The 23,487-nt window shown below is 58.3% G+C and carries 22 protein-coding genes; 13 read left to right on the forward strand and 9 right to left on the reverse strand.

Annotation, left to right across the window (positions count from 1 at the left end; all coding sequences use genetic code 11):
• Window positions 1-231 precede the first annotated feature (231 nt).
• The 6 genes from FN828_RS05750 (at window position 232) to phoB (ending at window position 6,414) form a co-directional block, all read left to right on the forward strand.
• A complete protein-coding gene (locus tag FN828_RS05750; RefSeq protein ID WP_142492438.1) occupies window positions 232-1,272 on the forward strand; it encodes a substrate-binding domain-containing protein in 1,041 nt (346 codons plus the stop codon).
• Between the two features lie 62 nt (window positions 1,273-1,334).
• A complete protein-coding gene (gene pstC, locus FN828_RS05755; protein ID WP_142492439.1) occupies window positions 1,335-2,795 on the forward strand; it encodes a phosphate ABC transporter permease subunit PstC in 1,461 nt (486 codons plus the stop codon).
• The gene (gene pstA, locus FN828_RS05760; protein ID WP_142492440.1) at window positions 2,792-4,150 is read left to right on the forward strand and encodes a phosphate ABC transporter permease PstA; all 1,359 of its coding nucleotides are present in this window, start codon (window positions 2,792-2,794) and stop codon (window positions 4,148-4,150) included. The genes pstC and pstA overlap by 4 nt, the downstream gene beginning before the upstream one ends.
• Before the next feature lie 14 nt (window positions 4,151-4,164).
• Window positions 4,165-4,962: a phosphate ABC transporter ATP-binding protein PstB gene (gene pstB / locus FN828_RS05765; RefSeq protein WP_142492485.1), complete on the forward strand. Its 798-nt coding sequence runs from the start codon at window positions 4,165-4,167 to the stop codon at window positions 4,960-4,962.
• A 21-nt stretch (window positions 4,963-4,983) separates the two neighbouring features.
• Window positions 4,984-5,718, forward strand: coding sequence for a phosphate signaling complex protein PhoU (gene phoU / locus FN828_RS05770; protein ID WP_142492441.1), 735 nt, complete (start codon window positions 4,984-4,986; stop codon window positions 5,716-5,718).
• Between the two features lie 3 nt (window positions 5,719-5,721).
• A complete protein-coding gene (gene phoB / locus FN828_RS05775; protein WP_142492442.1) occupies window positions 5,722-6,414 on the forward strand; it encodes a phosphate regulon transcriptional regulator PhoB in 693 nt (230 codons plus the stop codon).
• A gap of 45 nt (window positions 6,415-6,459) precedes the next feature.
• On the opposite strand, the gene FN828_RS05780 is transcribed toward phoB, so the two are convergent.
• Entirely contained in the window at window positions 6,460-7,368 is a 909-nt protein-coding gene (locus FN828_RS05780; RefSeq protein WP_142492443.1) for a LysR family transcriptional regulator, read from the reverse strand.
• 113 nt (window positions 7,369-7,481) lie between these two features.
• Between FN828_RS05780 and FN828_RS05785 the strand changes: the two genes are divergently transcribed.
• The 3 genes from FN828_RS05785 to FN828_RS05795 all read left to right on the forward strand — a co-directional run bounded on the left by FN828_RS05785 (window position 7,482) and on the right by FN828_RS05795 (window position 11,023).
• Window positions 7,482-8,702 (forward strand): acyl-CoA dehydrogenase, encoded by a 1,221-nt coding sequence (locus FN828_RS05785; RefSeq protein ID WP_142492444.1) that lies wholly within the window; start codon window positions 7,482-7,484, stop codon window positions 8,700-8,702.
• Window positions 8,703-8,816: 114 nt separating this feature from the next.
• The gene (locus tag FN828_RS05790) at window positions 8,817-10,070 is read left to right on the forward strand and encodes an NAD(P)/FAD-dependent oxidoreductase (protein WP_235891411.1); all 1,254 of its coding nucleotides are present in this window, start codon (window positions 8,817-8,819) and stop codon (window positions 10,068-10,070) included.
• Window positions 10,071-10,240: 170 nt separating this feature from the next.
• Entirely contained in the window at window positions 10,241-11,023 is a 783-nt protein-coding gene (locus FN828_RS05795; RefSeq protein WP_142492486.1) for a LuxR family transcriptional regulator, read from the forward strand.
• Between the two features lie 471 nt (window positions 11,024-11,494).
• Here the strand turns inward: FN828_RS05795 and tsf are convergent, their stop codons facing one another.
• Both tsf and rpsB read right to left on the reverse strand, forming a co-directional pair.
• Entirely contained in the window at window positions 11,495-12,370 is an 876-nt protein-coding gene (gene tsf, locus FN828_RS05800; RefSeq protein WP_142492446.1) for a translation elongation factor Ts, read from the reverse strand.
• A gap of 82 nt (window positions 12,371-12,452) precedes the next feature.
• Window positions 12,453-13,214 (reverse strand): 30S ribosomal protein S2, encoded by a 762-nt coding sequence (rpsB, locus tag FN828_RS05805; protein ID WP_142492447.1) that lies wholly within the window; start codon window positions 13,212-13,214, stop codon window positions 12,453-12,455.
• A 309-nt stretch (window positions 13,215-13,523) separates the two neighbouring features.
• Here rpsB and FN828_RS05810 point away from each other — a divergent pair, with 309 nt between their 5' ends.
• The 3 genes from FN828_RS05810 to FN828_RS05820 all read left to right on the forward strand — a co-directional run bounded on the left by FN828_RS05810 (window position 13,524) and on the right by FN828_RS05820 (window position 16,129).
• Window positions 13,524-14,408 (forward strand): PfkB family carbohydrate kinase, encoded by an 885-nt coding sequence (locus FN828_RS05810; RefSeq protein WP_142492448.1) that lies wholly within the window; start codon window positions 13,524-13,526, stop codon window positions 14,406-14,408.
• Window positions 14,405-15,322, forward strand: coding sequence for a pseudouridine-5'-phosphate glycosidase (locus tag FN828_RS05815; RefSeq protein ID WP_142492449.1), 918 nt, complete (start codon window positions 14,405-14,407; stop codon window positions 15,320-15,322). The genes FN828_RS05810 and FN828_RS05815 overlap by 4 nt, the downstream gene beginning before the upstream one ends.
• Window positions 15,323-15,421: 99 nt before the next feature.
• Window positions 15,422-16,129 carry a DUF502 domain-containing protein gene (locus FN828_RS05820; RefSeq protein ID WP_142492450.1) on the forward strand — a complete coding sequence of 236 codons (708 nt, stop codon included), beginning with the start codon at window positions 15,422-15,424 and terminating at the stop codon, window positions 16,127-16,129.
• 8 nt (window positions 16,130-16,137) lie between these two features.
• Here the strand turns inward: FN828_RS05820 and FN828_RS05825 are convergent, their stop codons facing one another.
• From FN828_RS05825 to FN828_RS05835, 3 genes are all read right to left on the reverse strand, one after another.
• Window positions 16,138-17,178: a patatin-like phospholipase family protein gene (locus tag FN828_RS05825; RefSeq protein ID WP_142492451.1), complete on the reverse strand. Its 1,041-nt coding sequence runs from the start codon at window positions 17,176-17,178 to the stop codon at window positions 16,138-16,140.
• A 66-nt stretch (window positions 17,179-17,244) separates the two neighbouring features.
• Complete coding sequence (locus tag FN828_RS05830; protein ID WP_142492452.1) at window positions 17,245-18,018, reverse strand: 3-hydroxybutyrate dehydrogenase; 774 nt, start codon at window positions 18,016-18,018, stop codon at window positions 17,245-17,247.
• Between the two features lie 175 nt (window positions 18,019-18,193).
• Window positions 18,194-19,744, reverse strand: coding sequence for a helicase HerA-like domain-containing protein (locus tag FN828_RS05835; RefSeq protein WP_142492453.1), 1,551 nt, complete (start codon window positions 19,742-19,744; stop codon window positions 18,194-18,196).
• Window positions 19,745-20,184: 440 nt separating this feature from the next.
• Between FN828_RS05835 and FN828_RS05840 the strand changes: the two genes are divergently transcribed.
• Window positions 20,185-20,790, forward strand: a complete 606-nt coding sequence (locus FN828_RS05840; protein ID WP_142492454.1) for an invasion associated locus B family protein — start codon at window positions 20,185-20,187, stop codon at window positions 20,788-20,790.
• An 88-nt stretch (window positions 20,791-20,878) separates the two neighbouring features.
• Here the strand turns inward: FN828_RS05840 and FN828_RS05845 are convergent, their stop codons facing one another.
• From FN828_RS05845 to lpxD, 3 genes are read right to left on the reverse strand one after another with little or no spacing between them, the layout of a single operon-like run.
• Entirely contained in the window at window positions 20,879-22,087 is a 1,209-nt protein-coding gene (locus tag FN828_RS05845) for a beta-ketoacyl-[acyl-carrier-protein] synthase family protein (RefSeq protein WP_142492455.1), read from the reverse strand.
• The gene (locus tag FN828_RS05850) at window positions 22,084-22,344 is read right to left on the reverse strand and encodes an acyl carrier protein (protein ID WP_142492456.1); all 261 of its coding nucleotides are present in this window, start codon (window positions 22,342-22,344) and stop codon (window positions 22,084-22,086) included. The genes FN828_RS05845 and FN828_RS05850 overlap by 4 nt, the downstream gene beginning before the upstream one ends.
• Before the next feature lie 32 nt (window positions 22,345-22,376).
• Complete coding sequence (gene lpxD, locus FN828_RS05855) at window positions 22,377-23,468, reverse strand: UDP-3-O-(3-hydroxymyristoyl)glucosamine N-acyltransferase (RefSeq protein ID WP_142492457.1); 1,092 nt, start codon at window positions 23,466-23,468, stop codon at window positions 22,377-22,379.
• Window positions 23,469-23,487: the final 19 nt, after the last annotated feature.

A 23,487-nucleotide genomic window follows, 5' to 3' on the forward strand; every position in this document is an offset into this window, starting at 1 on the left:
ATTCCCCCAATTTTCACCTATTGATTATATTCCTGGCTTCCGGATGCGATATTTGCGCGAAAGTCCCGGTGGTATTGATTGGGATTGTGACGTGAAAACACCCAAGGGTGCAGTTTGTCATGTATCTGTTACACTTGCGTCACAAAAGGTTGGCATAGCGTCGATACATCCCCGGTTCAGAGGCCGCAGCCAAATCAAAGCGGCCCACAAACCGAAATCAGGAGTTTCTTTATGTCCTTCGTGAAACTGACCGCCTCGACCCTGGCGATTGCAGCCGTTTCCGCAACTGCCGCTGTAGCACGCGATCAGGTGCAAATCGCCGGTTCGTCCACCGTTCTGCCCTATGCCTCGATCGTGGCCGAAGCGTTCGGTGAAAACTTTGATTTCCCGACCCCGGTTGTTGAATCGGGCGGGTCGGGTGCAGGCCGCAAGAAACTGTGCGAAGGCGTTGGCGAAAACACCATCGACATCGCAAACTCGTCCTCGCGCATCAAGCAATCGGATATCGACTTGTGCGCCAGCAATGGCGTGACCGAGATCATGGAAGTCCGCATTGGCTACGATGGGATCGTGTTCGCGTCCGACATCAACGGCCCGACCTATGCCTTTACCCCGGCTGACTGGCACAACGCACTGGCCGCCAAGGTCATGAAAGACGGCAAGCTGATCGACAACCCCTATAAAATGTGGAACGAGATCCGCGCCGATCTGCCTGCGCAGGAAATTCTGGCCTTTGTTCCCGGCACCAAACACGGCACCCGCGAAGTGTTCGACGAGAAGGTGATCGTAGACGGCTGTAAAGAAACCGGCGCTTACGATGCACACAAGGCCACCGTGGACGGCGACAAGAAAAAAGCAGGCAAAGCCTGTATGCAACTGCGCACCGATGGCCGTTCGATCGACATCGACGGTGACTATACCGAAACGCTGGCCCGTGTGGATGCCAACAAAAACGGTATCGGCGTGTTTGGTCTGTCCTTCTACCAGAACAACACCGACAAGCTGACCGTGGCCACTATGGGCGGTGTGATGCCGTCGGTGGAAAGCATCGCAACCGGCGAATATCCGGTATCGCGCCCGCTGTTCTTCTACGTCAAGAACGCACACCTGGACGTGATCCCCGGTATGCAGGAATATATCGAGTTCTTCGTGTCTGACGACATGGCTGGCCCCGATGGCCCGCTGGCCGCATACGGTCTGGTTTCGGACCCGGAACTGGCAAAAACGCAGGAAATGGTTGCCAACCGCACCCCGATGGGCGCGTTGAAGTAATCTGATCCAAGGCGGGTGGCGTGTCATGCGCCGCCCGTATTCTTTTATTTGGCGGTAAGCTTATGAGCGCAGGAATTCTTTCGCTGATCGTGATTGGCCTTGGGGTTTTGGGATATTTCCTTGGCCGCGGTCGCGCATTGTCATTGGCCACGGCAACGGGGCGCAAACTTCATTCCCTGCCCGGATATTATGGTCAGTCGGTTGCACTGTTCACTGCGGTGCCGGCTTTGTTGCTGATGGCTGCTTGGTTGTTTTTGCAGCCGGTTCTGATCGATTCACGCGTCAATGCAATGATCCCCGACAGTGTCATTCCCGAAGGTGGGGCGCGCAGTCTGGTGATGGCCGATGTCCGGCGCATTGCTGATGGTCTGGACGCGATGATGGCAGACGGCGGTATATCCGAAAATGAACTGGACCAGATGCGCGCGGATATAACGAACATCCGGTCGCGTCTTGCCAATGTTGGCGTTGCGCTGGGGTCGGATGTTCCTGTGGCCGTATTCGATGCCGCCAAAGAAATGCGCCAATCCAGCAAAACCGGCGCTTTGGCGATGACCATTGCGGTTTTGGTTCTGACGCTTGGCGCCGGGGGCTGGACACTGATGCGGATCAATACGGATCTGCGGGCGCGTAATATCAGCGAAAACTTTGTAAAGGCGCTGCTGATCGGGGCGTCGCTGGTGGCGATTTTGACCACTGTCGGCATTGTTTCGTCGCTTCTGTTTGAAACGATCAACTTCTTCAAAATCTACCCGGCCAAGGATTTCTTCTTCTCGACCGTGTGGAACCCGCAATTCCGGGGCGGTTCGGATCTGGGTATTCTGCCGTTGCTGTGGGGGACGTTCTATGTGTCGCTGGTGGCGCTGCTGGTGGCCGTGCCGGTGGGGCTGATGATTGCAATCTATCTGGCGGAATACGCCAGCAAACATGTGCGCAGCGTTGCCAAACCCGCGATCGAGGTGCTGGCTGGTATTCCCACGATTGTTTACGGTCTGTTTGCGCTGATCACCGTTGGCCCGTTTTTGCGCGATTATATCGCTGAACCGCTGGGATTGGGGTCGTCTTCGTCCTCGGTTCTGACGGCGGGGTTGGTGATGGGGATCATGCTGATCCCGTTCGTGTCATCGCTGTCGGATGACATCATCAACGCGGTGCCGCAATCCATGCGCGACGGGTCTTATGGGTTGGGGGCCACCCAATCGGAAACCATTAAACAGGTGGTATTGCCTGCGGCGCTGCCCGGTGTGGTTGGGGCTGTCTTGTTGGCGGCCAGCCGGGCCATTGGCGAAACCATGATCGTGGTCATGGGGGCAGGGGCCGCGGCCAAGCTGGGCCTGAACCCCTTTGAGGCGATGACCACCGTGACCGTCAAGATCGTCAGCCAATTGACCGGCGATACTGAATTTGCCAGCCCTGAAACGCTGGTGGCCTTTGCGCTGGGGCTGACGTTGTTCGTCTTTACGCTGGGTCTGAACATTCTGGCGCTGTACATCGTGCGCAAATATCGGGAGCAGTACGAATGACCGATTTCACTTCTTCCCCGACTGGCGCGAACGGGCGTCGGCGTGGCGGGTCTTTGTTGGAACTGGACGCGCGCACCAAACGCCGCAATGCCTCGGAGGCGCGGTTTCGTCTGATGGGCGTGATTGCCGTGTCCATCGGGGTGATTGCACTGATTGGGTTGCTGTCGTCGATCCTGATGAATGGGGCCTCTTCCTTTCGGCAGACCTATATCACGCTGAACGTGTTCCTTGATCCGGCGAAGCTGGACAAGGCAGGCGATGGTGATCTGGAAAAAATCGCCAAGGTCACGACCTTTGGCTATGCGCCCCTGATCCAAAAAGCGATGGAGGCCGCGATCAAGGAAAACGGCGCCGCCGTTGACGGTTTGAATGCCAAAAAAGCGGCTGAACTGATTTCCAAGGAAGCCCCGGCAGATTTGCGCCGCTTTGTGCTGGCGAACCCTGACAAGATCGGGGAAACCGTTGAATTCAGCCTGCTGGCTGCGGGGCGGATTGACGGCTATTTCAAAGGTCGCGTGACGATGGAAAGCGCCCAACTGGACCGCAACATTTCGCCGGAACAACTGATGTTGGCCGATAAGCTGAAACAAGCGGGCGTTTTGCAGATCAAGTTCAACTGGGCGTTCTTTACCGCGCCGGATGCGTCTGATACGCGCCCCGAAGCGGCCGGTTTGGGTGTGGCGATCCTTGGGTCGATTTACATGATGCTGATCGTGCTGTGCCTGTCGCTGCCGCTGGGGGTTGCCGCGTCGATCTATCTGGAAGAATTTGCGCCGCAAAACCGCTGGACCGACCTGATCGAGGTGAATATTTCCAATCTGGCTGCCGTGCCGTCCATCGTGTTCGGTATTCTGGGTCTGGCAATTTTCATCAACATTGCCGGTTTGCCGCAATCGGCCCCGGTGGTGGGCGGTCTGGTGCTGACCCTGATGACCCTGCCGACGATTATTATTGCCACCCGCGCGGCGCTGAAGGCCGTGCCGCCCTCGATCCGGGATGCGGCGCTGGGAATTGGCGCGTCCAAAATGCAGTCCGTGTTCCATCATGTATTGCCGCTGGCGATGCCGGGTATCCTGACAGGTACGATCATCGGTCTGGCGCAGGCCTTGGGCGAAACGGCACCGCTGCTGCTGATCGGGATGGTGGCCTTTGTCCGCGAATACCCTGCCAGCCCGCCCGAAGGGTTCTTTGATCCGGCCTCGGCCCTGCCGGTGCAGGTCTATAACTGGACCACACGCGGCGACCCGGCCTTTGTGGAACGTGCATCGGGCGCTATTATCGTGCTGCTGGTGTTCCTTGTGATTATGAACATTGCCGCCATCATGCTGCGGCGCCGGTTTGAACGCCGGTGGTAAGAAAAGGTATGACCATGTACGACGCCCCAAGTCTGGAGAAAACCGTGGACCAGAAATCAACCAAGATCGCCGCTAAAGATGTGCAGGTCTATTACGGCAATACCCACGCCATCAAAGACGTGAACGTGGATCTTCTGGATAAAACCGTAACCGCCTTTATCGGCCCGTCGGGCTGTGGCAAGTCCACCTTCCTGCGGTGTCTGAACCGGATGAATGACACGATTGACGTGTGCCGGGTGGAAGGTGACATTCTGCTGGATGGCGAAGACATCTACGATAAACGTGTCGACCCGGTGCAATTGCGCGCCAAGGTGGGCATGGTCTTTCAAAAACCCAACCCGTTCCCCAAGTCGATCTATGACAACGTGGCCTATGGCCCGCGTATTCACGGGCTGGCCCGCAACAAGGCGGAACTGGATGAAATCGTGGAAAAATCCCTGCGCCGCGGCGCCATCTGGGACGAGGTCAAGGACCGTCTGGATGCCCCCGGCACCGGCCTGTCCGGTGGTCAACAGCAGCGTTTGTGTATTGCCCGCGCCGTGGCGACAGAACCAGAGGTGCTGCTGATGGACGAACCCTGTTCGGCGCTGGACCCGATTGCCACCGCGCAGGTCGAAGAACTGATTGACGAGTTGCGGGAACAATATTCCGTGGTGATCGTCACCCACTCGATGCAGCAGGCCGCGCGTGTCAGCCAGAAAACCGCCTTTTTCCATTTGGGCAATCTGGTCGAATACGGCGACACCACCCAGATTTTTACCAACCCCGTCGATCCACGCACCGAAAGCTATATCACGGGCCGGATCGGGTAACAGCGGGTCAGGAGAATAACCATGTCCGACAAACATATCGTATCGTCCTTTGACCGTGATCTGGAAGGCATTCAAACCCAGATCATGAAAATGGGCGGGCTGGTCGAAACAGCCATTCTGGAAGCCGCGCAGTCATTGGAAGAACGGGACGAGGAACTGGCCGAAAAGGTTCGCGCCGGGGATCGTGCCATTGATGCGCTGGAAGAGTTGATCAACGAAAATTCAGCCCGGATGATCGCGCTGCGGGCACCTGCTGCGGTGGACTTGCGGGTGATCCTGACCGTGATGAAAATCTCGGGCAATCTGGAGCGCATCGGGGATTACGCGAAAAATATGGCCAAGCGCACGGGCGTTCTGGTGCAGATGACCCCGATCAACGGATCGCACGCCGCGCTGCGCCGGATGGCCCGCGAAGTGCAGTTGATGCTGAAGGATGCGCTGGACGCCTATATCCGCCGTGATGCCGAACTGGCGATGGATGTAATCCATCGCGACAGGGACGTGGATCAGATGTATAACGCGCTGTTCCGCGAATTCCTGACCTTTATGATGGAAGACCCGCGGTCCATCACTGCCTGTATGCACCTGCATTTCATCGCCAAAAACACCGAACGGATGGGGGATCATGTGACCTCGATCGCGGAACAGGTGGTGTATCTGGTCACGGGGTCGATGCCTGATGATAACCGGCCCAAGGGTGACATGACCTCGGTCAATGCTGCGTTGGGGCAGATCGGTGACGAGGACGAGGACTAACACATGTCCGCACAAACTCAGCCCACTGTTTTGATCGTCGAGGACGAACCCGCACAACGCGAGGTGCTGGCCTATAACCTAGAAGCCGAAGGGTTCCGTGTGGTAAAAGCCGAAAACGGCGAAGAAGGTCTGATCATGGTCGAGGAGGAAACCCCCGACATCATCGTTCTGGACTGGATGCTGCCAAATGTTTCCGGGATCGAGGTGTGCCGCCGTCTGAAAACCCGTACCGAAACCCGCGCAATCCCGATCCTGATGCTTTCGGCCCGGTCCGAAGAGGTGGACAAGGTGCGCGGATTGGAAACCGGGGCGGATGACTATGTGGTTAAACCCTATTCGGTGATTGAATTGATGGCCCGTGTGCGTGCGCAACTGCGCCGCACCCGTCCGGCCACCGTGGGCGAGCGTCTGGAATACGAAGACATCATTCTGGATGCCGAAACCCATCGTGTGACCCGTTCGGGCGAAGCGTTGAAGCTTGGCCCCACCGAATTCCGCCTGTTGTCCACCTTCATGGAAAAACCGGGTCGGGTCTGGTCGCGTGAACAGCTTTTGGATCGGGTCTGGGGGCGTGACATCTATGTGGATACGCGCACCGTGGACGTTCACATCGGGCGCCTGCGCAAGGCGCTGACCCGTCACGGCGGCGAAGATCCATTGCGGACGGTACGCGGCGCTGGTTACGCGCTGGGATAAAGGGCAGGGGGGGCGATGGCCCCCTTTTTGCTGTTTGCGCATATGTCAGCGCGGAAGCCCGTCTTCCAGTTCGACCTGACCGGCCAGCCAATCACGGAACAGGCGCAGCGATTTGTTGCGGGATTTTTCCTGTGGCCAGATCAGGTAATAGCTGCCCAAGGATCGCGTGGCCGTCCCATAGGCCGCCACCAAACGCCCGGATTGCAGTTCCGGCTGCGCCAGATAATCCGGCAACAGCGCGATACCCAGCCCGTGAATGGCCACCTGTGTGATGGTGCTGAACTGATCGTACAGCGTGCCGGTGATCCCTTGGGCCTGCACCCCGTAAGAGGCAAACCATTGCCCCCACGCATAGGGGCGGGTCTGAATTTGCAGTAGCGGAAAAGACAGCAAATCACGCGGGTGCGCGATGGTTTCCCCGGCAATCAAACCGGGGGCACAGACCGGCAATACCTGTTCATCCAGCAATCGCAAATACCCGGTTCCGGGCCAATCCGGTTTTCCATAATGTATAGCTGCATCAAATGGTTCCTGCGCAAAGTTAAATCTTTCCAGTCGCGTTGCCATATTGATTGTCACCTCTGGGTGCAGGCGGGCGAAATCTGCCAGACGCGGCACCAGCCAGCGCATTCCGAACGTGGGCAGGATCGCCAAATTCAGGCTGCCGCCTTCGGGGTTAACCTGTAATTTCACGCTGGCCTGTGCGATTTTTTGCAACGCGGCCCGGACCTCGGTTACGTAATCCTGCGCCGCTGGGGTCAGGCGCATTTTCTTGCGATCGCGGATGATCAGCGCCGTTCCAAGCTGGGTTTCCAATGCCTGTAGCTGACGGCTGACCGCGCTTTGGGTTTGGTTCAGCTCCTCGGCTACGGCGGTGGCTGAACCAAGGCGGTCCAAGGCCTCTAACGCGCGCAGCGAGGCAATCGAGGGCAGGAAACGGCGAGGCGCAAGCATGTATTCTGAAAACTCATATGTTGATGCCAAAGAATTGCTGTTCGCAGCCCGAAACTCAAGCTATCCTTGGGCAATTCTGCAAAAAACTCATGCACAAGATTGGACCCTGACGAATGAGCGACAAACCCACCCTTCGCGCCAAAGACGCCCCGGACCTGAACAGCTTTGTTTGGGACGATCCCTTTAAGCTGGAAGATCAGCTCACCGAAGACGAGCGGATGATCCGCGACAGCGCCCGTGCCTATTGTCAGGAAAAACTGCAACCGCGGGTTCTGAAGGCGTTCCAAGATGAAACCACCGACCCGGAAATCTTCCGTGAAATGGGGGAAATGGGCCTGCTGGGCACCACCATCCCCGAGGAATACGGCGGGTTGGGCGCGGGGTATGTGACCTATGGTCTGGTCGCCCGCGAGGTCGAGCGTGTGGACAGCGGCTATCGGTCGATGATGTCGGTGCAATCGTCGCTGGTGATGTATCCGATCTACGCCTATGGTTCTGAAGAACAACGGAAAAAATATCTTCCCAAACTGTCCAGCGGTGAATGGATCGGCTGTTTCGGCCTGACTGAACCCGATGCCGGTTCGGACCCGGCGGGCATGAAAACCCGCGCCACGAAAACCGAAAACGGCTATGTGCTGAACGGCGCAAAGATGTGGATTTCCAACAGCCCGATCGCAGATGTGTTCGTTGTCTGGGCCAAGTCCGAAGCCCACGGCGGCAAAATTCGCGGCTTCGTGCTGGAAAAAGGCATGAAAGGCCTGAGCGCGCCGAAGATTGAAAAGAAAATGTCGCTGCGCGCCTCGATCACCGGGGAAATCGTGCTGGACAATGTGGAAGTGGGCGAAGATGCGCTGCTGCCGCATGTCGAAGGCCTGAAAGGCCCGTTCGGCTGTCTGAACCGCGCACGGTATGGCATTAGCTGGGGCGCTTTGGGGGCCGCTGAGTTCTGCTGGCACGCCGCGCGCCAATACGGGCTGGATCGTCACCAGTTCAAACGCCCGCTGGCCGCGACGCAGTTGTATCAGAAAAAACTGGCCGACATGCAGACCGAAATCGCGCTGGGGCTACAGGCCTCGTTGCAGGTGGGGCGTCTGATGGACAAGGCGCAGGCCGCGCCCGAAATGATTTCCATCGTCAAGCGTAACAACTGTGGCAAAGCCTTGGATATTGCGCGGATGGCCCGCGACATGCACGGCGGCAATGGCATCAGCTTGGAATTTGGCGTCATCCGCCACATGGTCAACCTGGAAACGGTGAACACCTATGAAGGGGCGCATGATGTTCACGCGCTGATCCTAGGCCGGGCGCAAACTGGGATTCAGGCGTTCTTCTGATCTGATCTTGCACGGGATTTCAACGGGGGTGGCGCAGGCTGCCCCCGTTTCGCATCCTGCGGCTTGCATGGCCCCGCATGGGGCAGTACCGCTGTTGCCAAAGGAGTGCCCCGCATGAAAAACCTATGGTCTGATACCTGCGCCGAAGATTTCCACGCCGCCCCTCTGAGCGGTGAAATCAGCGCCGATCTGGTGATCATTGGCGGCGGTTTCACCGGCTGTTCCGCCGCATTGCAAGCTGCCGGGCAGGGCGCGAAGGTGGTCCTGCTAGAGGCGGAAACCATTGGCTATGGTGGATCGGGCCGGAATGTGGGGCTGGCGAATGCGGGGCTGTGGTTGCCCCCTGATCAGGTGATGGCACAGATGGGGCAGCAAGCGGGTATTCGGCTGAACGCCGTGCTGGCCGAGGGACCGGACCGCGTATATCGCTTGATCGAACGCCACGACATCCAATGTGAACCTGTGCGCAACGGCACCCTGCATTGCGCACATTCCGCGGCGGGGATGGTCGATTTACAGGATCGGTATCAACAGCAGGCGGTTCGCAAGGCGCCCGTGCGTCTTTTGGACATTAAAGACGTCTTACAAGCTATTGGTTCAAAATGGTTTCATGGGGCATTACGGGACCAAAGGGCAGGGACTGTACAACCGCTTGGCTATGTCAAGGGACTGGCACGGGCCGCTGCCGAACAAGGTGCTGTAATCCACGAGCATAGTGCCGTAACCGGGGCTTCCCATGACAGAGATTGGACGATCACCACTACCCAAGGCACAGTCCGCGCCCCGGCTTTGTTAGTGGCAACCAATGCATATAGTAAAAAATTCAAAGGCTTGCAGGCCACACCGACCACGCCGGTCCATTTCTTTCAACTGGCAACGAACCCACTGCCAGACCGCATATTGGCCGACATATTACCCAACAACGAAGGGTGCTGGGATACCGGGCTGGTCATGACTTCGTTCCGCAAGGATCAGGCTGGTCGGTTTATTTTGGGTGCGATGGGATTGCCTGATGCTTTGGGCATTCACCGCAGTTGGGCGACACGCGCACTGGCGCGGCTGTTTCCCCAATTGGCAGGGCAAGCATTCAGTCACTTTTGGTCAGGTCGCATTGGAATGACGACCGATCATATCCCGAAAATCCAAAACCTTGGCCCGAATGCCTATGGTGTCTTTGGCTATTCCGGGCGCGGTATTTCACCGGGAACCGTATTCGGCGCAGCCTGTGCGACGGCCTTGTTATCGCAGAATGAAACAGATCTTCCCGTTGCGCCGATCCGAGGACATCAAGAACGCCTGTGTACGGCCAAAGGTCTGTATTACGAAACAGGGGCGCGGCTTATTCATGCGTTGGCTATGCGGACATAGAAATCGCATAATCAATATTATGTTAATAATTATATAATGGCCGAATTGCCCGCTTAATTTAATTTTTACTCTTTGGTCCAGTGTTCACTCGACAAAATTCTATATCAACGTGTAAAACAAAGTGTTATCGGTTCCCACTCACCGATTGATAGCCACATTTGTTTCGTATGATGTGGCGCATTTTGACGGAGGAAAACGTGAAGCTTTCCGAGTATCTGACGGCTCTGACAAACACACAGAGCATCGAAGAACTTTGGGATATGCATACCCGCAAGATGGCGACCTATGGGTTTGACCGCTTGCTGTATGGTTTCACGCGTTATCGTTCGGGAAACTCTTTGGGAGATCCCGAAGATTATGTTGTCCTGTCCAATCACGACCCCGAGTATACCGATGTGTTCATGGGCCAAGGTCTGTATTTTCATGCCCCGATGGTAAGATGGGTGCTGGAAAATGAAGGCGCTTGTAGCTGGAACATTATTCCTAAAATGAGCGATAGCGGCGCGTTGAGCGAAAGCGAACGTAAGGTGATTGCATTTAACCAGTCCAAGAAGGTCTTGGCGGGATATTCGATCAGTTTCCGCTCGATTTCACCGCGGACTAAAGGTGCGATTGCGTTAACTGCGCGGCCTGACATGCCTCAGGATGAAGTAGACGCCATGTGGGCGCGGCATGGTGATGACATTCTGGTTATCAACAACGTGGCGCATCTGAAGATCATGACCCTGCCCTATTCCGGCCCTGGACGGCAATTGACCAAACGCCAGCGTGAAGCCCTTGAATGGGTTGGCGATGGGAAAACCACGCAGGATATCGCGCTCCTGATGGGCCTGACCTCGGCCACGGTGGAAAAACACCTGCGGCTGGCGCGTGAATCGCTGAACGTTGAAACCACGGCGCAGGCCGTGTTGAAAGCCGCGCTTCAGAACCAGATGTTCGTCATGGAAGTCTGAGCATTTCATTGCCATTCCACTCATACGCGAGCAGTGCACACCGCGTCTGAAACCTGACCCCAAAATGGGTAAGGAATTCCATACTTTTTGCGATTCCAAAGGGATAGAAGGCGAAAGGTAGGGAATCCCATACTTTCTTAACGTCGCGTTAACAGGCAACCTGCAATTGTTCCGTGAGTGGTGGCTTTGGCCAAGGGACATAAGGAAAAGCATCCCCGCAATTTTCGGGGGTCTGTCGATCCTTCCGGTATCCAATCCGGACGTCGGTGCGCGGGTGAATTTCCATTCGCGAACCGGCACTTCAGACCGGCCCCCGCTCATCCCCAAATAGTCCGGGGGTCGGTCAAACCATCCCCGCGGTGCTGTCCCTTGTGGGCTGCACCGTTTTTTCATGCCTTACCCCCACAAAAGCCCATAAAAAAAGCCCCGGACAATTCCGGGGCTTTCTGCATTTCAACGCTAAGGGTCGTATTAGCCTTTAACGGCTTTCGCCACTTCTGCGGCGAAGTCTTCTTCGACTTTCTCGATGCCTTCGCCAACTTCCAGACGGATGAACCCGGTGATTTCGGCACCGGCTTCTTTGGCGGCGGCTTCCACCGTCAGATCGGGGTTCACAACGAATGCCTGACCCAGCAGGGTGCTTTCGGCGATGAATTTCTTCATCCGGCCTTCGATCATTTTCTCGATCACGGCTTCGGGCTTGCCCGATTCACGCGCGATGTCGATTTGAACCTGACGCTCTTTTTCAACGATAGCGGCGTCCAGATCCGCTTCGCCCAAGGCTGCGGGATTGGCTGCTGCGATGTGCATGGCAACCTGTTTGCCGAATGCTTCGTCGCCGCGGTTCATGCCAACCAGAACGCCGATTTTGCCCATGCCGTCTGCGGCTGCGTTGTGGATGTAGGTCGCAACCTGAGCTGCTTCCAGCTTGGCCATCCGGCGCAGGGTCATGTTTTCGCCGATGGTGGCGATTTTGTCGGTCAGCACGGTTTCAACCGATTTCCCGCCCAGATCGGCTGCCTTCAGCGCGTCAACGTCAGCGACGTTCAGCGCGGCTTCGGCAATGCCTTTGACCATGGTTTGGAATTCGGCGTTCTTCGCAACAAAGTCGGTTTCCGAGTTCACTTCGACGGCCACGCCTACGCCACCGTTTACAGCAACGGCCACCAGACCTTCGGCGGCGGTACGACCGGCTTTCTTGGCGGCTTTCGCCAGACCTTTGGTACGCAGCCAGTCAACAGCGGCTTCCATGTCGCCGTCATTTTCGACCAACGCTTTTTTCGCGTCCATCATGCCAACGCCAGTGGATTCGCGCAGCTCTTTTACCTGTGCAGCAGTGATCGCCATTATGGCTCTCCTCGAATTAGAATGCGTTTATCGGACGCGGACAGTGCCCGCGCCCCGTATCAGTTTGATGACGGTCCTGAAATCAGGCTTCGTCGGCCACGGCTTCTTCGATCGGCGCTTCTTCCAAAGCACCCAAATCAACGCCAGCAGCACCCATTTGCGCGGTCATGCCGTCCAGCGCCGCACGGGCCACCAGATCGCAATACAGGCTGATTGCGCGGGCCGCGTCATCGTTGCCGGGGATGATGTAATCCACACCATCGGGCGAGCAGTTGGTGTCGACCACGCCCACAACCGGGATACCCAGTTTTTTAGCTTCTGCGATGGCCAGCGATTCTTTTTTCACGTCGATAACGAACAGCAGGTCCGGCACGCCGCCCATTTCACGGATACCGCCCAGCGAAGCTTGCAGCTTCTGCTGATCACGTTCCATGTTCAGGCGCTCTTTCTTGGTCAGACCTTCAGCGCCGCCTTCCAGCTTCTCGTCAATCGCTTTCAGGCGGTTGATCGACTGCGAAACGGTCTGCCAGTTGGTCAGCGTGCCGCCCAGCCAGCGGTGGTTCATGTAATATTGGGCCGATTTTTCGGCGGCATCTGCGATCGGCGCTGCGGCCTGACGCTTGGTGCCAACGAACAGCACGCGGCCGCCCTTGGCTACGGTTTCACGGATCACATTCAGCGCCGCGTCCAGCATCGGAACGGTCTGGGTCAGGTCCATGATGTGGATGCCATTGCGCGCGCCATAGATGAACTCGCCCATACGGGGGTTCCAACGCTGCGTCTGGTGGCCGAAGTGAACGCCTGCTTCCAGCAGCTGGCGCATGGTGAACTCGGGAAGAGCCATGTCTTTTTCCTTTTCCGGTTTCGCCTCGGCGGGGGTAGAAGCGGATGCTTCAACCGGCGGACATATGGGGATGTCTCCCCCACAGGCCCAACCCCGCCTGCGGGTTGAGTGCGCGTCCTTTAAACCAGCCCTTTGCCCCACGCAACCCCGCCCTCGGCCTCAAAACCGGCTTTTTTGCTTCTTTCTGATCCAAAATACTCGAAATCCCGGCTTTTCGCCACGTACCACCGGCTATTTCATGCCCCTGCCCCGACGCTTGCCCCCAAGACGGGCTTGCCAATCGGTGCATTCCGGGCAAAGGCTGACGGCATGACAGATATAGTATGTATAGGCTCCGTGCTGTGGGATGTGATCGGACGGTCCCCCGTGGTGATGCGGCAGGGATCGGACGTGCCGGGGCGGATCACCCGCCTGCCCGGTGGCGTGGCGATGAATATCGCGATGGCTCTGGTGCGGTTCGGGATGCGGCCCGCGGTGTTGACGGCGATTGGCCGCGATGCCGAAGGGGATGAACTGATTGCGGCCTGCGAACGGCTGGGGGTGGATACTGCGCTGGCCTATCGGTCGGATGATTTGCCAACGGATCGCTATATGGCGGTCGAAGGGGCCAATGGGCTGATCGCGGCAATTGCCGACGCGCATTCGCTGGAATTGTCTGGCTCAAAAATACTGGCTCCGCTGACCGATGGCCGCTTGGGGGATGTTGACACCCCGTATGAGGGGCTGATTGCGCTGGACGGCAATCTGACGCTGGCGCTGTTGCAGCAAATTGCTTCCGACCCTGCCTTTGCCCATGCGGATCTGCGGGTTGCGCCCGCCTCGCCCGGCAAGGCAGAACGCCTGTTGCCCTTCCTGCGTCATCCCCGTGCCGTTTTGTATGTCAATCTGGAGGAAGCGGGGTTGCTGTGTAAATCCGATTTCCCGGATGCTGCCACCGCCGCACAGGGGCTAACGTCCCGTGGTGCCGCCCGTGTGCTTGTGACCGATGGCGGCAACCCCGCCGCCGAATCCGGGCCGAATGGCATTCTGACAGCCACCCCGCCACAGGTTTTGGTGACGCGTGTCACCGGGGCCGGGGATACATTCATGGCGGCCCATATCGCCGCCGAACGCGCCGGGATCACCGGCGCCCCTGCCCTGCATCGCGCCCTGACCGCCGCCGCCACCTATGTAGCCGGAGAAAACCCCGCATGATGAAACTGCCCCTGACCCTGTCCCCCGATGTTGCGGCCGCGCTGGCCGAAAATCGCCCTGTTGTGGCGTTGGAAAGCACCATCATCACCCACGGAATGCCGTGGCCGCAGAATTATGAAACCGCCAAGGCCGTCGAAGGTATGGTCAGCGATATGGGCGCAACCCCGGCCACGATTGCCGTCCTGAACGGTGTGCTGCATGTGGGGCTGACGGATGAGCAGCTTTCGCAACTGGCGCAGGCGGAAAACGTCGCCAAACTGTCCCGCGCCGATCTGGCGGCCTGTCTGGCGATGGGCGGCACCGGGGCCACCACCGTGGCATCCACCATGATCGCGGCGGCGCTGGCGGGGATTTCGGTTTTCGCCACCGGCGGTATCGGCGGGGTTCACAAAGGGGCCGAAGACAGTTTTGACATTTCCGCGGATCTACAAGAACTGGCCCAGACCCCTGTCACGGTGGTTGCCGCCGGGGCCAAGGCCATTTTGGACGTGCCCAAAACGCTGGAGGTGCTGGAAACCCTTGGCGTGCCGGTCATCGCCTATGGGCAAGACAGTTTCCCGGCGTTCTGGTCTGCATCGTCCCCGCTCAAAGCCCCGTTGCGCATGGATCAGCCGGATCAGATCGCCCGCGCCCATGTGATGCGGGCGGCGCTGGGACTGCCCGGCGGGCAGTTGGTGGCCAATCCGATCCCCGCAGATCATGAAATCCCGCCCGCTGAAATGAACCCCATCATTGCCGAAGCCACCGCCAACGCCGCCGAACTGGGGATCACCGGCAAAGAGGTCACGCCGTTTCTGTTGCGCCGGATTTACGATCTGACCGGGGGACGGTCGCTTAGCGCCAATATCGCGCTGGTTCTGAACAACGCTGCACTGGCCGCGCGGATTGCCGCCGATATGGTCAAACTTCGGTGACAGCCCCGCGCAAGGTGCCGACGCCCATTGTGACGTTGCGGTAAACCACTTACATAGCGCTAACACAGCCCCTTGTGGCCCCTTGCGTGGACCCCGACTATGAATACGCCCTTCGACGAAGATCACATTCCGCACCGCCGTCCGGGGCTGTTTGCCCGGCTGCGCTCCAGCTTCCTGACGGGGTTGGTGGTGATCGCGCCGGTGGGGCTGACGATCTGGCTGGTCTGGACGCTGATGGGCTGGGTGGACAGCGTGGTGCTGCCGCTGGTGCCTGAACGGTTCCAGCCCGAAGAATATATCGGCATCAACCTGCGCGGTGTCGGTATTATCTTTGGCATCGTCTTTACCATCATCATCGGCTGGGTCGCCAAGGGGTTGTTGGGGCGTTCACTGATCCGTTGGGGGGAATCGCTGGTGGATCGGATGCCTGTGGTGCGCTCGATCTATTCGGGGGCGAAACAGATCGCCGAAACCGTCTTTGCCCAATCCGAGCGCAGCTTTGAAAAGGCCTGTTTGGTCGAATACCCGCGCAAGGGCATCTGGGCCATCGGGTTCGTATCCACGCAGGCAAAGGGCGAAATTTCCCGCCGCGCCCCGACCGACGATACGCTGATGAGCATCTTTGTCCCGACCACACCGAACCCCACATCGGGGTTTCTGCTGTATTTCCCGAAATCCGATGTGATCGAACTGGATATGACCGTGGAAGACGCAGCCAAACTGGTGATTTCCGCCGGGCTGGTTTACCCCACCGCGAAAGAGGCGCAAACCGCAGTCGAAGAACAGGCCCATAAACGGCGGAAATAACCCCCGCACTACAAGAACATCGCGTCCAGATCCACGCTGCTGCGCGCGTTCAGATCCCCCTTGTGATCTCGCAAAAACGCCTCGGCGGCATTCCGTCCGGCCATTTTCATGCGCACCAACAGGAACGGGCTGGGGACCAGCTTTGTTGTCACGGATAATTCCGTCATCAGTGCGTCATCGGCAATCATGTGGATGTTGATATTCTTCATCCCGTCCAGATTGCGATCCCACGCGCGGCGCATCTGCTGCGCGTAGGAAATCACCCGCAATTCCCGCAACAGGGACGAGTTGAAACTGATCTCGTTAATCCGGTTCTGAATTTGCTGCGGCGTCATCGGGACGTCTGCCCGCTCCAGCGGGTTGATATTCACGATCAGGATGTCTTCGGGATACTCCTGCCCAAACAACGGAAACAGCGCCGGGTTGCCGGTATAGCCCCCGTCCCAAAATGCCTCGCGCTGGCCGGTCTGCGGGTCGTCGATTTCCACCGCCTTGAACAGCGTCGGCAAACAGGTCGAGGCCAGCAACACCTCGGCTGACATTTCATCACCGGAAAACACCCGGATACGCCCGGTTCGTACATTGGTTGCGCCAATGAACAGGCACGGCCCTTCGCGGGCGCAGACCTTCTCATATTCAAAGGCTTCTGCGATTTGCCGCAGCGGGTTTTGGTAAAACGGCCCCAACGCATAGGGCGATGACAGCCGCGATACCGTATCGGCAAAGGTAAACGGCAGCGAATATTCCAGCGCCGTGTTCATCAACCCGGTGGTGTCTGGCATCAATCCGGCCAGCCAAGTGGTCATGCGCATATCATGCACGGCCCCCAGCTTGCCCCATAGCCAATCCAGCTTGGCCCGCGCCCCTTCGGCGCCGCCTTCGATCCAGCCGGATTTCAGCGCTGCGCCGTTCATTGCCCCGGCCGATGTGCCGGAAATTGCCGCGATTTCCAGATCCTCTTCTTCCAGAAGCCGATCCAGAACACCCCAAGTAAAGGCACCATGCGCCCCGCCGCCCTGCAATGCCAGATTAATACGTTTCTTGGCCAAACCGCCCTACCCTTTTACCATGCTCTGTCGGGCGGCCACAAACCGCCCAACAGTTCGTTTCACCGTTTACAGTGCGGTCCAGCCGCCATCCACGCTGATCGTGGTGCCGGTGATTTGCGCGGCGGCATCTGAACACAGAAACACCGTGGTGCCGCCCAACTGTTCGACCGTGGCGAATTGCTTCGAGGGTTGCCGCTCCAGCAGCACCTTTTCCACCACTTCGTCGCGGCTCATGTTGTATTTCGCCATCGTGTCGGGGATTTGCGCCTCGACCAGCGGGGTTGCGACATAGCCGGGGCAGATCGCGTTACAGGTGATCGGTTCGCGTGCGGTTTCCAACGCCGTGACCTTGGTCAGGCCCACCACACCATGTTTCGCCGCCACATAGGCGGATTTGAACGGGCTGGCCGTCAGCCCGTGGGCGCTGGCGATATTGACCACCCGGCCCCACCCGGCGGCCCGCATTTTCGGCAGTGCCGCTGCCGTGGTGTGAAAGGCCGAATTCATATTGATCGCGATGATCGCATTCCACTTATCGACCGGGAATTCATCAATCGGGGCCACATGCTGAATCCCGGCGTTGTTCACCAGAATATCGCAGGCTCCGGCTTGTTCGATCAGCGCACGGCATTCATCGCCATTGGACATGTCGGCCTTTACATATTTGGCGTCTACACCAAATTCAGCGGCGATTTCGGCAGCCAGCGCATGATCTTCGTTCCGGTCGGTAAAAGAGTTCAGCACCACATTGGCCCCCGCCCGCGCCAGTTCCCGCGCCACGCCCAGCCCGATGCCCGAATTCGATCCGGTGATCACAGCGGTTTTACCAGTCAGCGACATATGCCTACTCCTCTTTCTTTGCACTTGCAGCATTACAAACGCAAATAGCACGAACCGTCAAACAGTGGGGAAAAATTTCCATGCGTGTAAACCCGTATACTACGGGAATAGGCCATAGCTGACGCGCCGGGCAGCAGGCCGCGCCCGGCGCTTTCATTGCACGGCCTTGTGGGAGTTAGCGCCCCTTGAACAGGCTGCCCAGAATGCCGCGCACGATGCGGCGGCCCGTGGTGCCTTTCAGTTCCTTGATCAGCGCCTTGCCCAAGGCCTCGCCCATCGTGTCGCCGCGCGAATTGCTGCGGGTTGTGCGCGAACTGGACCGCGTGACGCGAGTGCCGGAATAGCGGCGGGCGGATTTATATTCGCGTTCGGCGGCCTCGGCTTCGGCTTCGCGGCGCTCTGCCTCCTCGGCGGCTTTTGCGGCATCCTGCGCCCGCTGTGTCAGAATTTCATAAGCCGAATGCCGATCCTGTAGCGTTTCATATTTCCCGGCGATGGGGGATGTATCAATCAGCGCCCGCCGCTGGGCCGGATCAATCGGCCCAAGCTGTGACGACGGGGGGCGGATCAGGGTGCGTTCCACCACCCCCGGCACGCCCTTTTTTTCCAGAAAGGATGTCACTGCCTCGCCCACGCCGACCTCTCGGATGGCCTGTTCCGTATCAAAGCGCGGATTGTCCCGATAGGTTTCCGCCGCCATGCGCAGTTCCTTGCGGTCCTTTGCGGTAAAGGCGCGCAGCGCGTGCTGCACCCGGTTGCCCAACTGTCCCAGAATATCCTCGGGGACATCGGCGGGGTTTTGGGTGATGAAATAGACCCCGACCCCTTTGGATCGGATCAGGCGGGCGACCTGTTCCACCTTGTCGACCAGCGCCTTGGGCGCGTCGTCAAACAGCAGGTGCGCCTCGTCAAAGAAGAAGACCAGCTTGGGTTTGTCGGGATCGCCCACTTCGGGCAGTTCCTCGAACAGTTCTGACAGCAGCCACAGCAGGAAGGTGGCATATAGCCTGGGCGAGGCCATCAACTTATCCGCCGCCAGAATATTGATCCGCCCGCGCCCATCGGGGTCGGTGCGCATGATGTCCGCCAGTTCCAGCGCGGGCTCCCCGAACAATTGCGTGGCGCCCTGATTTTCCAGCACCATCAGGCGGCGCTGAATGGCCCCGATCGAGGCGGGGGAGATATTGCCATAACGCAAGGACAGTTCCGCCCGGTTTTCCCCCATCCAGACCAGAAGCGCCTGTAAATCCTTCAGGTCCAGCAGCGCCAGCCCTTGTTCATCCGACAGGCGGAACGCGATGTTCAGAATGCCCTCTTGGGCTTCGGACAGTTCCAGAAGACGGCTAAGCAGCAACGGCCCCATTTCGGCCAGCGTGGTACGGACCGGGTGGCCCTGTTCGCCAAACATATCCCAGAAAGTGACAGGAAAGGCCGAATAGCTGTAATCGCCCAATCCGATTTTGGTGGCGCGTTCACTAAAGGCCCCGTGCAGTTTGAACTGCTCCGACCCGGATCGTGCCAGCCCGGACAGGTCGCCCTTCACGTCCGACAGGAACACCGGAACGCTCGCCGCAGAAAATCCTTCGGCCATGATTTGCAGCGTTACCGTTTTCCCGGTCCCGGTGGCCCCGGCAATCAGCCCGTGCCGATTGGCATATTTCAGCAGTAATTTCTGCGAAGTGCCGTAATTTTCATCACCGCCACCGATAAAAATGGAATCCTGCACAATCGCCCCCAAATTAATTTCACGGATGAAAATACACTCTTAACCCTTTTATGCCACTGTGAAATTTGTCCCCCGCGCATATGTCCTTCGGGTGCGGGGGCAGACTTCCTCCCTGTCAGACTGGCCGCGCTTTGATCAGCGCGGCCTTTTTTTGTAACAAACCCTTGAAATGGCGGTTGACGCTTCCGTGTACTTGCCCTAGCGTCCCTTTCAATGACTAAGTCGGCCGGTCCGACGGGGAGCAAAATAAAATGGAAAAGGGGACCATTCGGTCCCTTTTTCTTATTTCACCCTCTGGGTAAGCGGGAAAAATCACACACTGACAATGGCTTGGCAGTTTTTCGCCCGCCCGGCACTGGTGTGCCGAAATTGTGTCCTGACAGTTGCGCCCCCGCGTGATAAGCCCGCCACAAACGAACCGCATGTAAAACGGGGAACCTATGTTCAAACCTCTTACCACCCTGCCTTTTGCTCTGATGATGGCGCTGGCTGCCCCTTTGGCCGCCCAGCAGGCCGATGCTCCCAAAACCGAAGAAGCCAAACCGGCAGCCGATGCCGGGCTGGATATGGGGCAGGAAGTGAAAGACAGCGTTCAGCCCTATTTCCGCGAAGAATCCGGGGATTGGAAACTGGAATGTCTGAAAACCGGGCAAGATGTCGAACCCTGCCAATTGTTTCAGGCGGCGTTCGATGATCAGGGCAACCAACTGTCCAACATTCGCCTGTTCCGCCTGCCTGAAGGTGGTCCTGCGGTAGCCGGTGCCGTGATCGCAGTCCCGCTAGAGGTGCTGCTGACCGGGCAACTGACGCTGACGGTGGATGAGGGCAAAACCAAACGCTACCCCTTCTCGGTCTGTGATCCGCTGGGCTGTTATGCCCGGATCGGTCTGACCACCGAGGAGATCAGTGAACTGAAACGCGGTGCCAAAGCAACGATTCAGGTTGTGCCGTTTGTGGCCCCCAACGAACGGATGACTGTCACCCTGTCGCTGAAAGGATTCACGGCCGGGTTCGACAAGATTACCCCGATTGAAATGCCGAACTGACGCAGCCACGCCGTTTCCCGGCTGTCCGCTGAAACACAAAAGGCCCGCGTAATGCGGGCCTTTTTTTCGTTTTCACCTGACGCGGAATTTACACTTTGCGCAGCGCCAACACCGCATTCAGCCCACCAAAGGCAAAGGCATTGGACAGCGCGTATTCCACATTTGCCTGACGCGCTTCGTTTGGCACCACGTCCAGCGCACATTCGGGATCGAATTCTTCGTATCCGATGGTTGGTGCAATCACCCCGTCCCGTACCGCCATGATACAGGCCAGCAATTCCACAGCCCCCGTCGCCCCGATCAAATGCCCGTGCATAGCCTTGGTCGATGACATCATCAGCTTATCGGCGTGCCGCCCAAAGGCATCGGCCACCGCCGCGCATTCGGTTTTGTCATTGGCCGCCGTGCCAGTGCCATGCGCATTGATATAGCCGACCTGATCGGGATTGATCCGCGCATCCGTCAACGCCCCGGAAATCGCCCGCGCGGCCCCCTGTTTCGATGGCATGACAATATCCGCCGCGTCCGAGGTCAGCGCGTACCCCACGACCTCGGCCAGAATTTCGGCCCCACGCGCTCGGGCGTGGTCGTAATCTTCAAAGACGAAAACCCCGGCCCCTTCGCCCTGCACCATACCATTGCGGTTGGCCGAAAACGGGCGACAGGCGTCCTTGGACATCACGCGCAGCCCTTCCCACGCCTTTACCCCGCCAAAGCATAGCATGGATTCCGATCCGCCCGTCACCATCGCCTTGGACATGCCAGAGCGCACCATTTGAAACGCCTGCGCCATTGCATGATTGGACGAGGCACAGGCCGTTGATACGGTAAACGATGGCCCCTTCAGGTTATATTCCATGCTGACATGCGACGCAGCGGCGTTGTTCATCAGCTTCGGCACGACAAAGGGATGAACGCGGTTTTTTCCCTCTTCGTAAACGGTGCGGTAATTGTCGTCCCATGTGGACACCCCGCCCCCGGCGGTTCCCAGCACCACGCCCGCGCGATTGGCCAGCTCGCCGCTGAATTCCAACCCGGATTGTGCCACCGCTTCCTTGGCGGCCATCAGGGTGAATTGGGTAAACCGATCATACAGCGTCATTTGCTGACGGTTGAAATGGCCCTCGGCCTCGAACCCTTTGACCTGACCGCCGATCTTGATCGCCAGCCGCTCGACATCGCGGAATTCCAGATCGGAAATGCCACAGCGCCCTTCGCGCATTGCTGCCAGCGTTTCGGGAACATTATGCCCCAGCGCGTTGATCGTGCCAGCCCCGGTGATGACAACACGGTTCATGCTGATTGCTCGGCCACCAGTTTTTCAATGCCCGCGATGATCGTCGCCACCGAGGAAATATCGAAATCGCTTTTTTCCGGTTCGTTGGCGTTGAACGGAATGGTGATATCGAACGACTCTTCGATGGCGAAGATGCTTTCCACCAGCCCCAAGCTGTCGATGCCCAGACTTTCCAGCGTGCTGTCCATAGATACGTCCGATGGTTCCAGCACAGCTTGTTCTGCGATGATTTCGATCACTTTGTCCTTGATGCTCATGATCCCGGCCCTTCCCTCGTGATGAGGCTTAATTAGTCATTGTCAGCCGTCTTTGAAACCGATTTCTGTAACAAAGATACGTCACGGAACAGCCGCGGCAATCTGCGCAGGGCTTTGTAAACCTCGATATGGGTGTCCATCTTCATCGCCGGATAGCCCAGCATCACACGGCCCGCAGGTACGTTGGCCAGCACTTTGGTGGCGCCGCCGGTGATGACGTGATCCCCGATGAAAATATTGTCACTGACCCCGGTTTGTCCGCCCAGAACCACATTATTGCCAATCCGCGTGGACCCGGCCACCCCGACCTGCGCACAGATCAGGCAATCGTTGCCGATTTCAACATTGTGGCCGATCTGCGCCAGATTGTCGAATTTCACCCCGTTGCCGATCCGGGTGTCGCGCACGGTGCCGCGATCAATGCAGCTATTGGCCCCCAGTTCGCAATCGTCCCCGATGGTCACATTGCCCAAGCTGTGAATCCGGGCATAGGATTGCGCCCGCAATTCCCCCTGATCGCCAAGGCTATCGCGCACCCGTTCCACGCTGGATTGTTCCGGCGTGACAAAGGAAAACCCGTCTGCCCCCACCGTGGCCCCCGGTTGGGCGATGAAATTACGCCCGATGCGCACCCGTGCGCCCAGTTTCACGCCTTCGCGCAGATAGGCGTTTTCGCCCAGTTCCACATCCGTGCCGATAAAACACTGCGGCCCGATCACCGATCCCGCGCCAATCCGCGCCCCGGCCCCGATCACGCACAGCGGCCCCACCGACACATCCGCGCCCAGCGTTGCGCTGGGATCAATCACGGCGGTGGGGTGGATGCCGGGGGCGAACCCCTGCCCCTTGTCCATCATGGCGCTTAGGCCGGACATGGCAAACCGGGGGCGCGGCGCGACAATGGCGGCTTGCAGCCCCAGCGATTGCCAATCTGCCCCCTGCCACAACATCGCCGCGCGGGCCTGTCCGTCTTTCAGGCCTTCGGCATATTTCGGGCTCATCGCCAGCGCCAGATCACGAACACCGGCCATTGCAGGTTCGGCCACGCCATCAATCGGCAGATCAACGGCGCCAAAAGCCTGTGCCCCCAGCGCCGTTGCGATATCTTTGACCGTATGGCCCATGTGCTTGCCTCCAGCAGAA

Source organism: Thalassovita litoralis (genome assembly GCF_900182725.1).
GTDB lineage: Bacteria > Pseudomonadota > Alphaproteobacteria > Rhodobacterales > Rhodobacteraceae > Thalassobius > Thalassobius litoralis.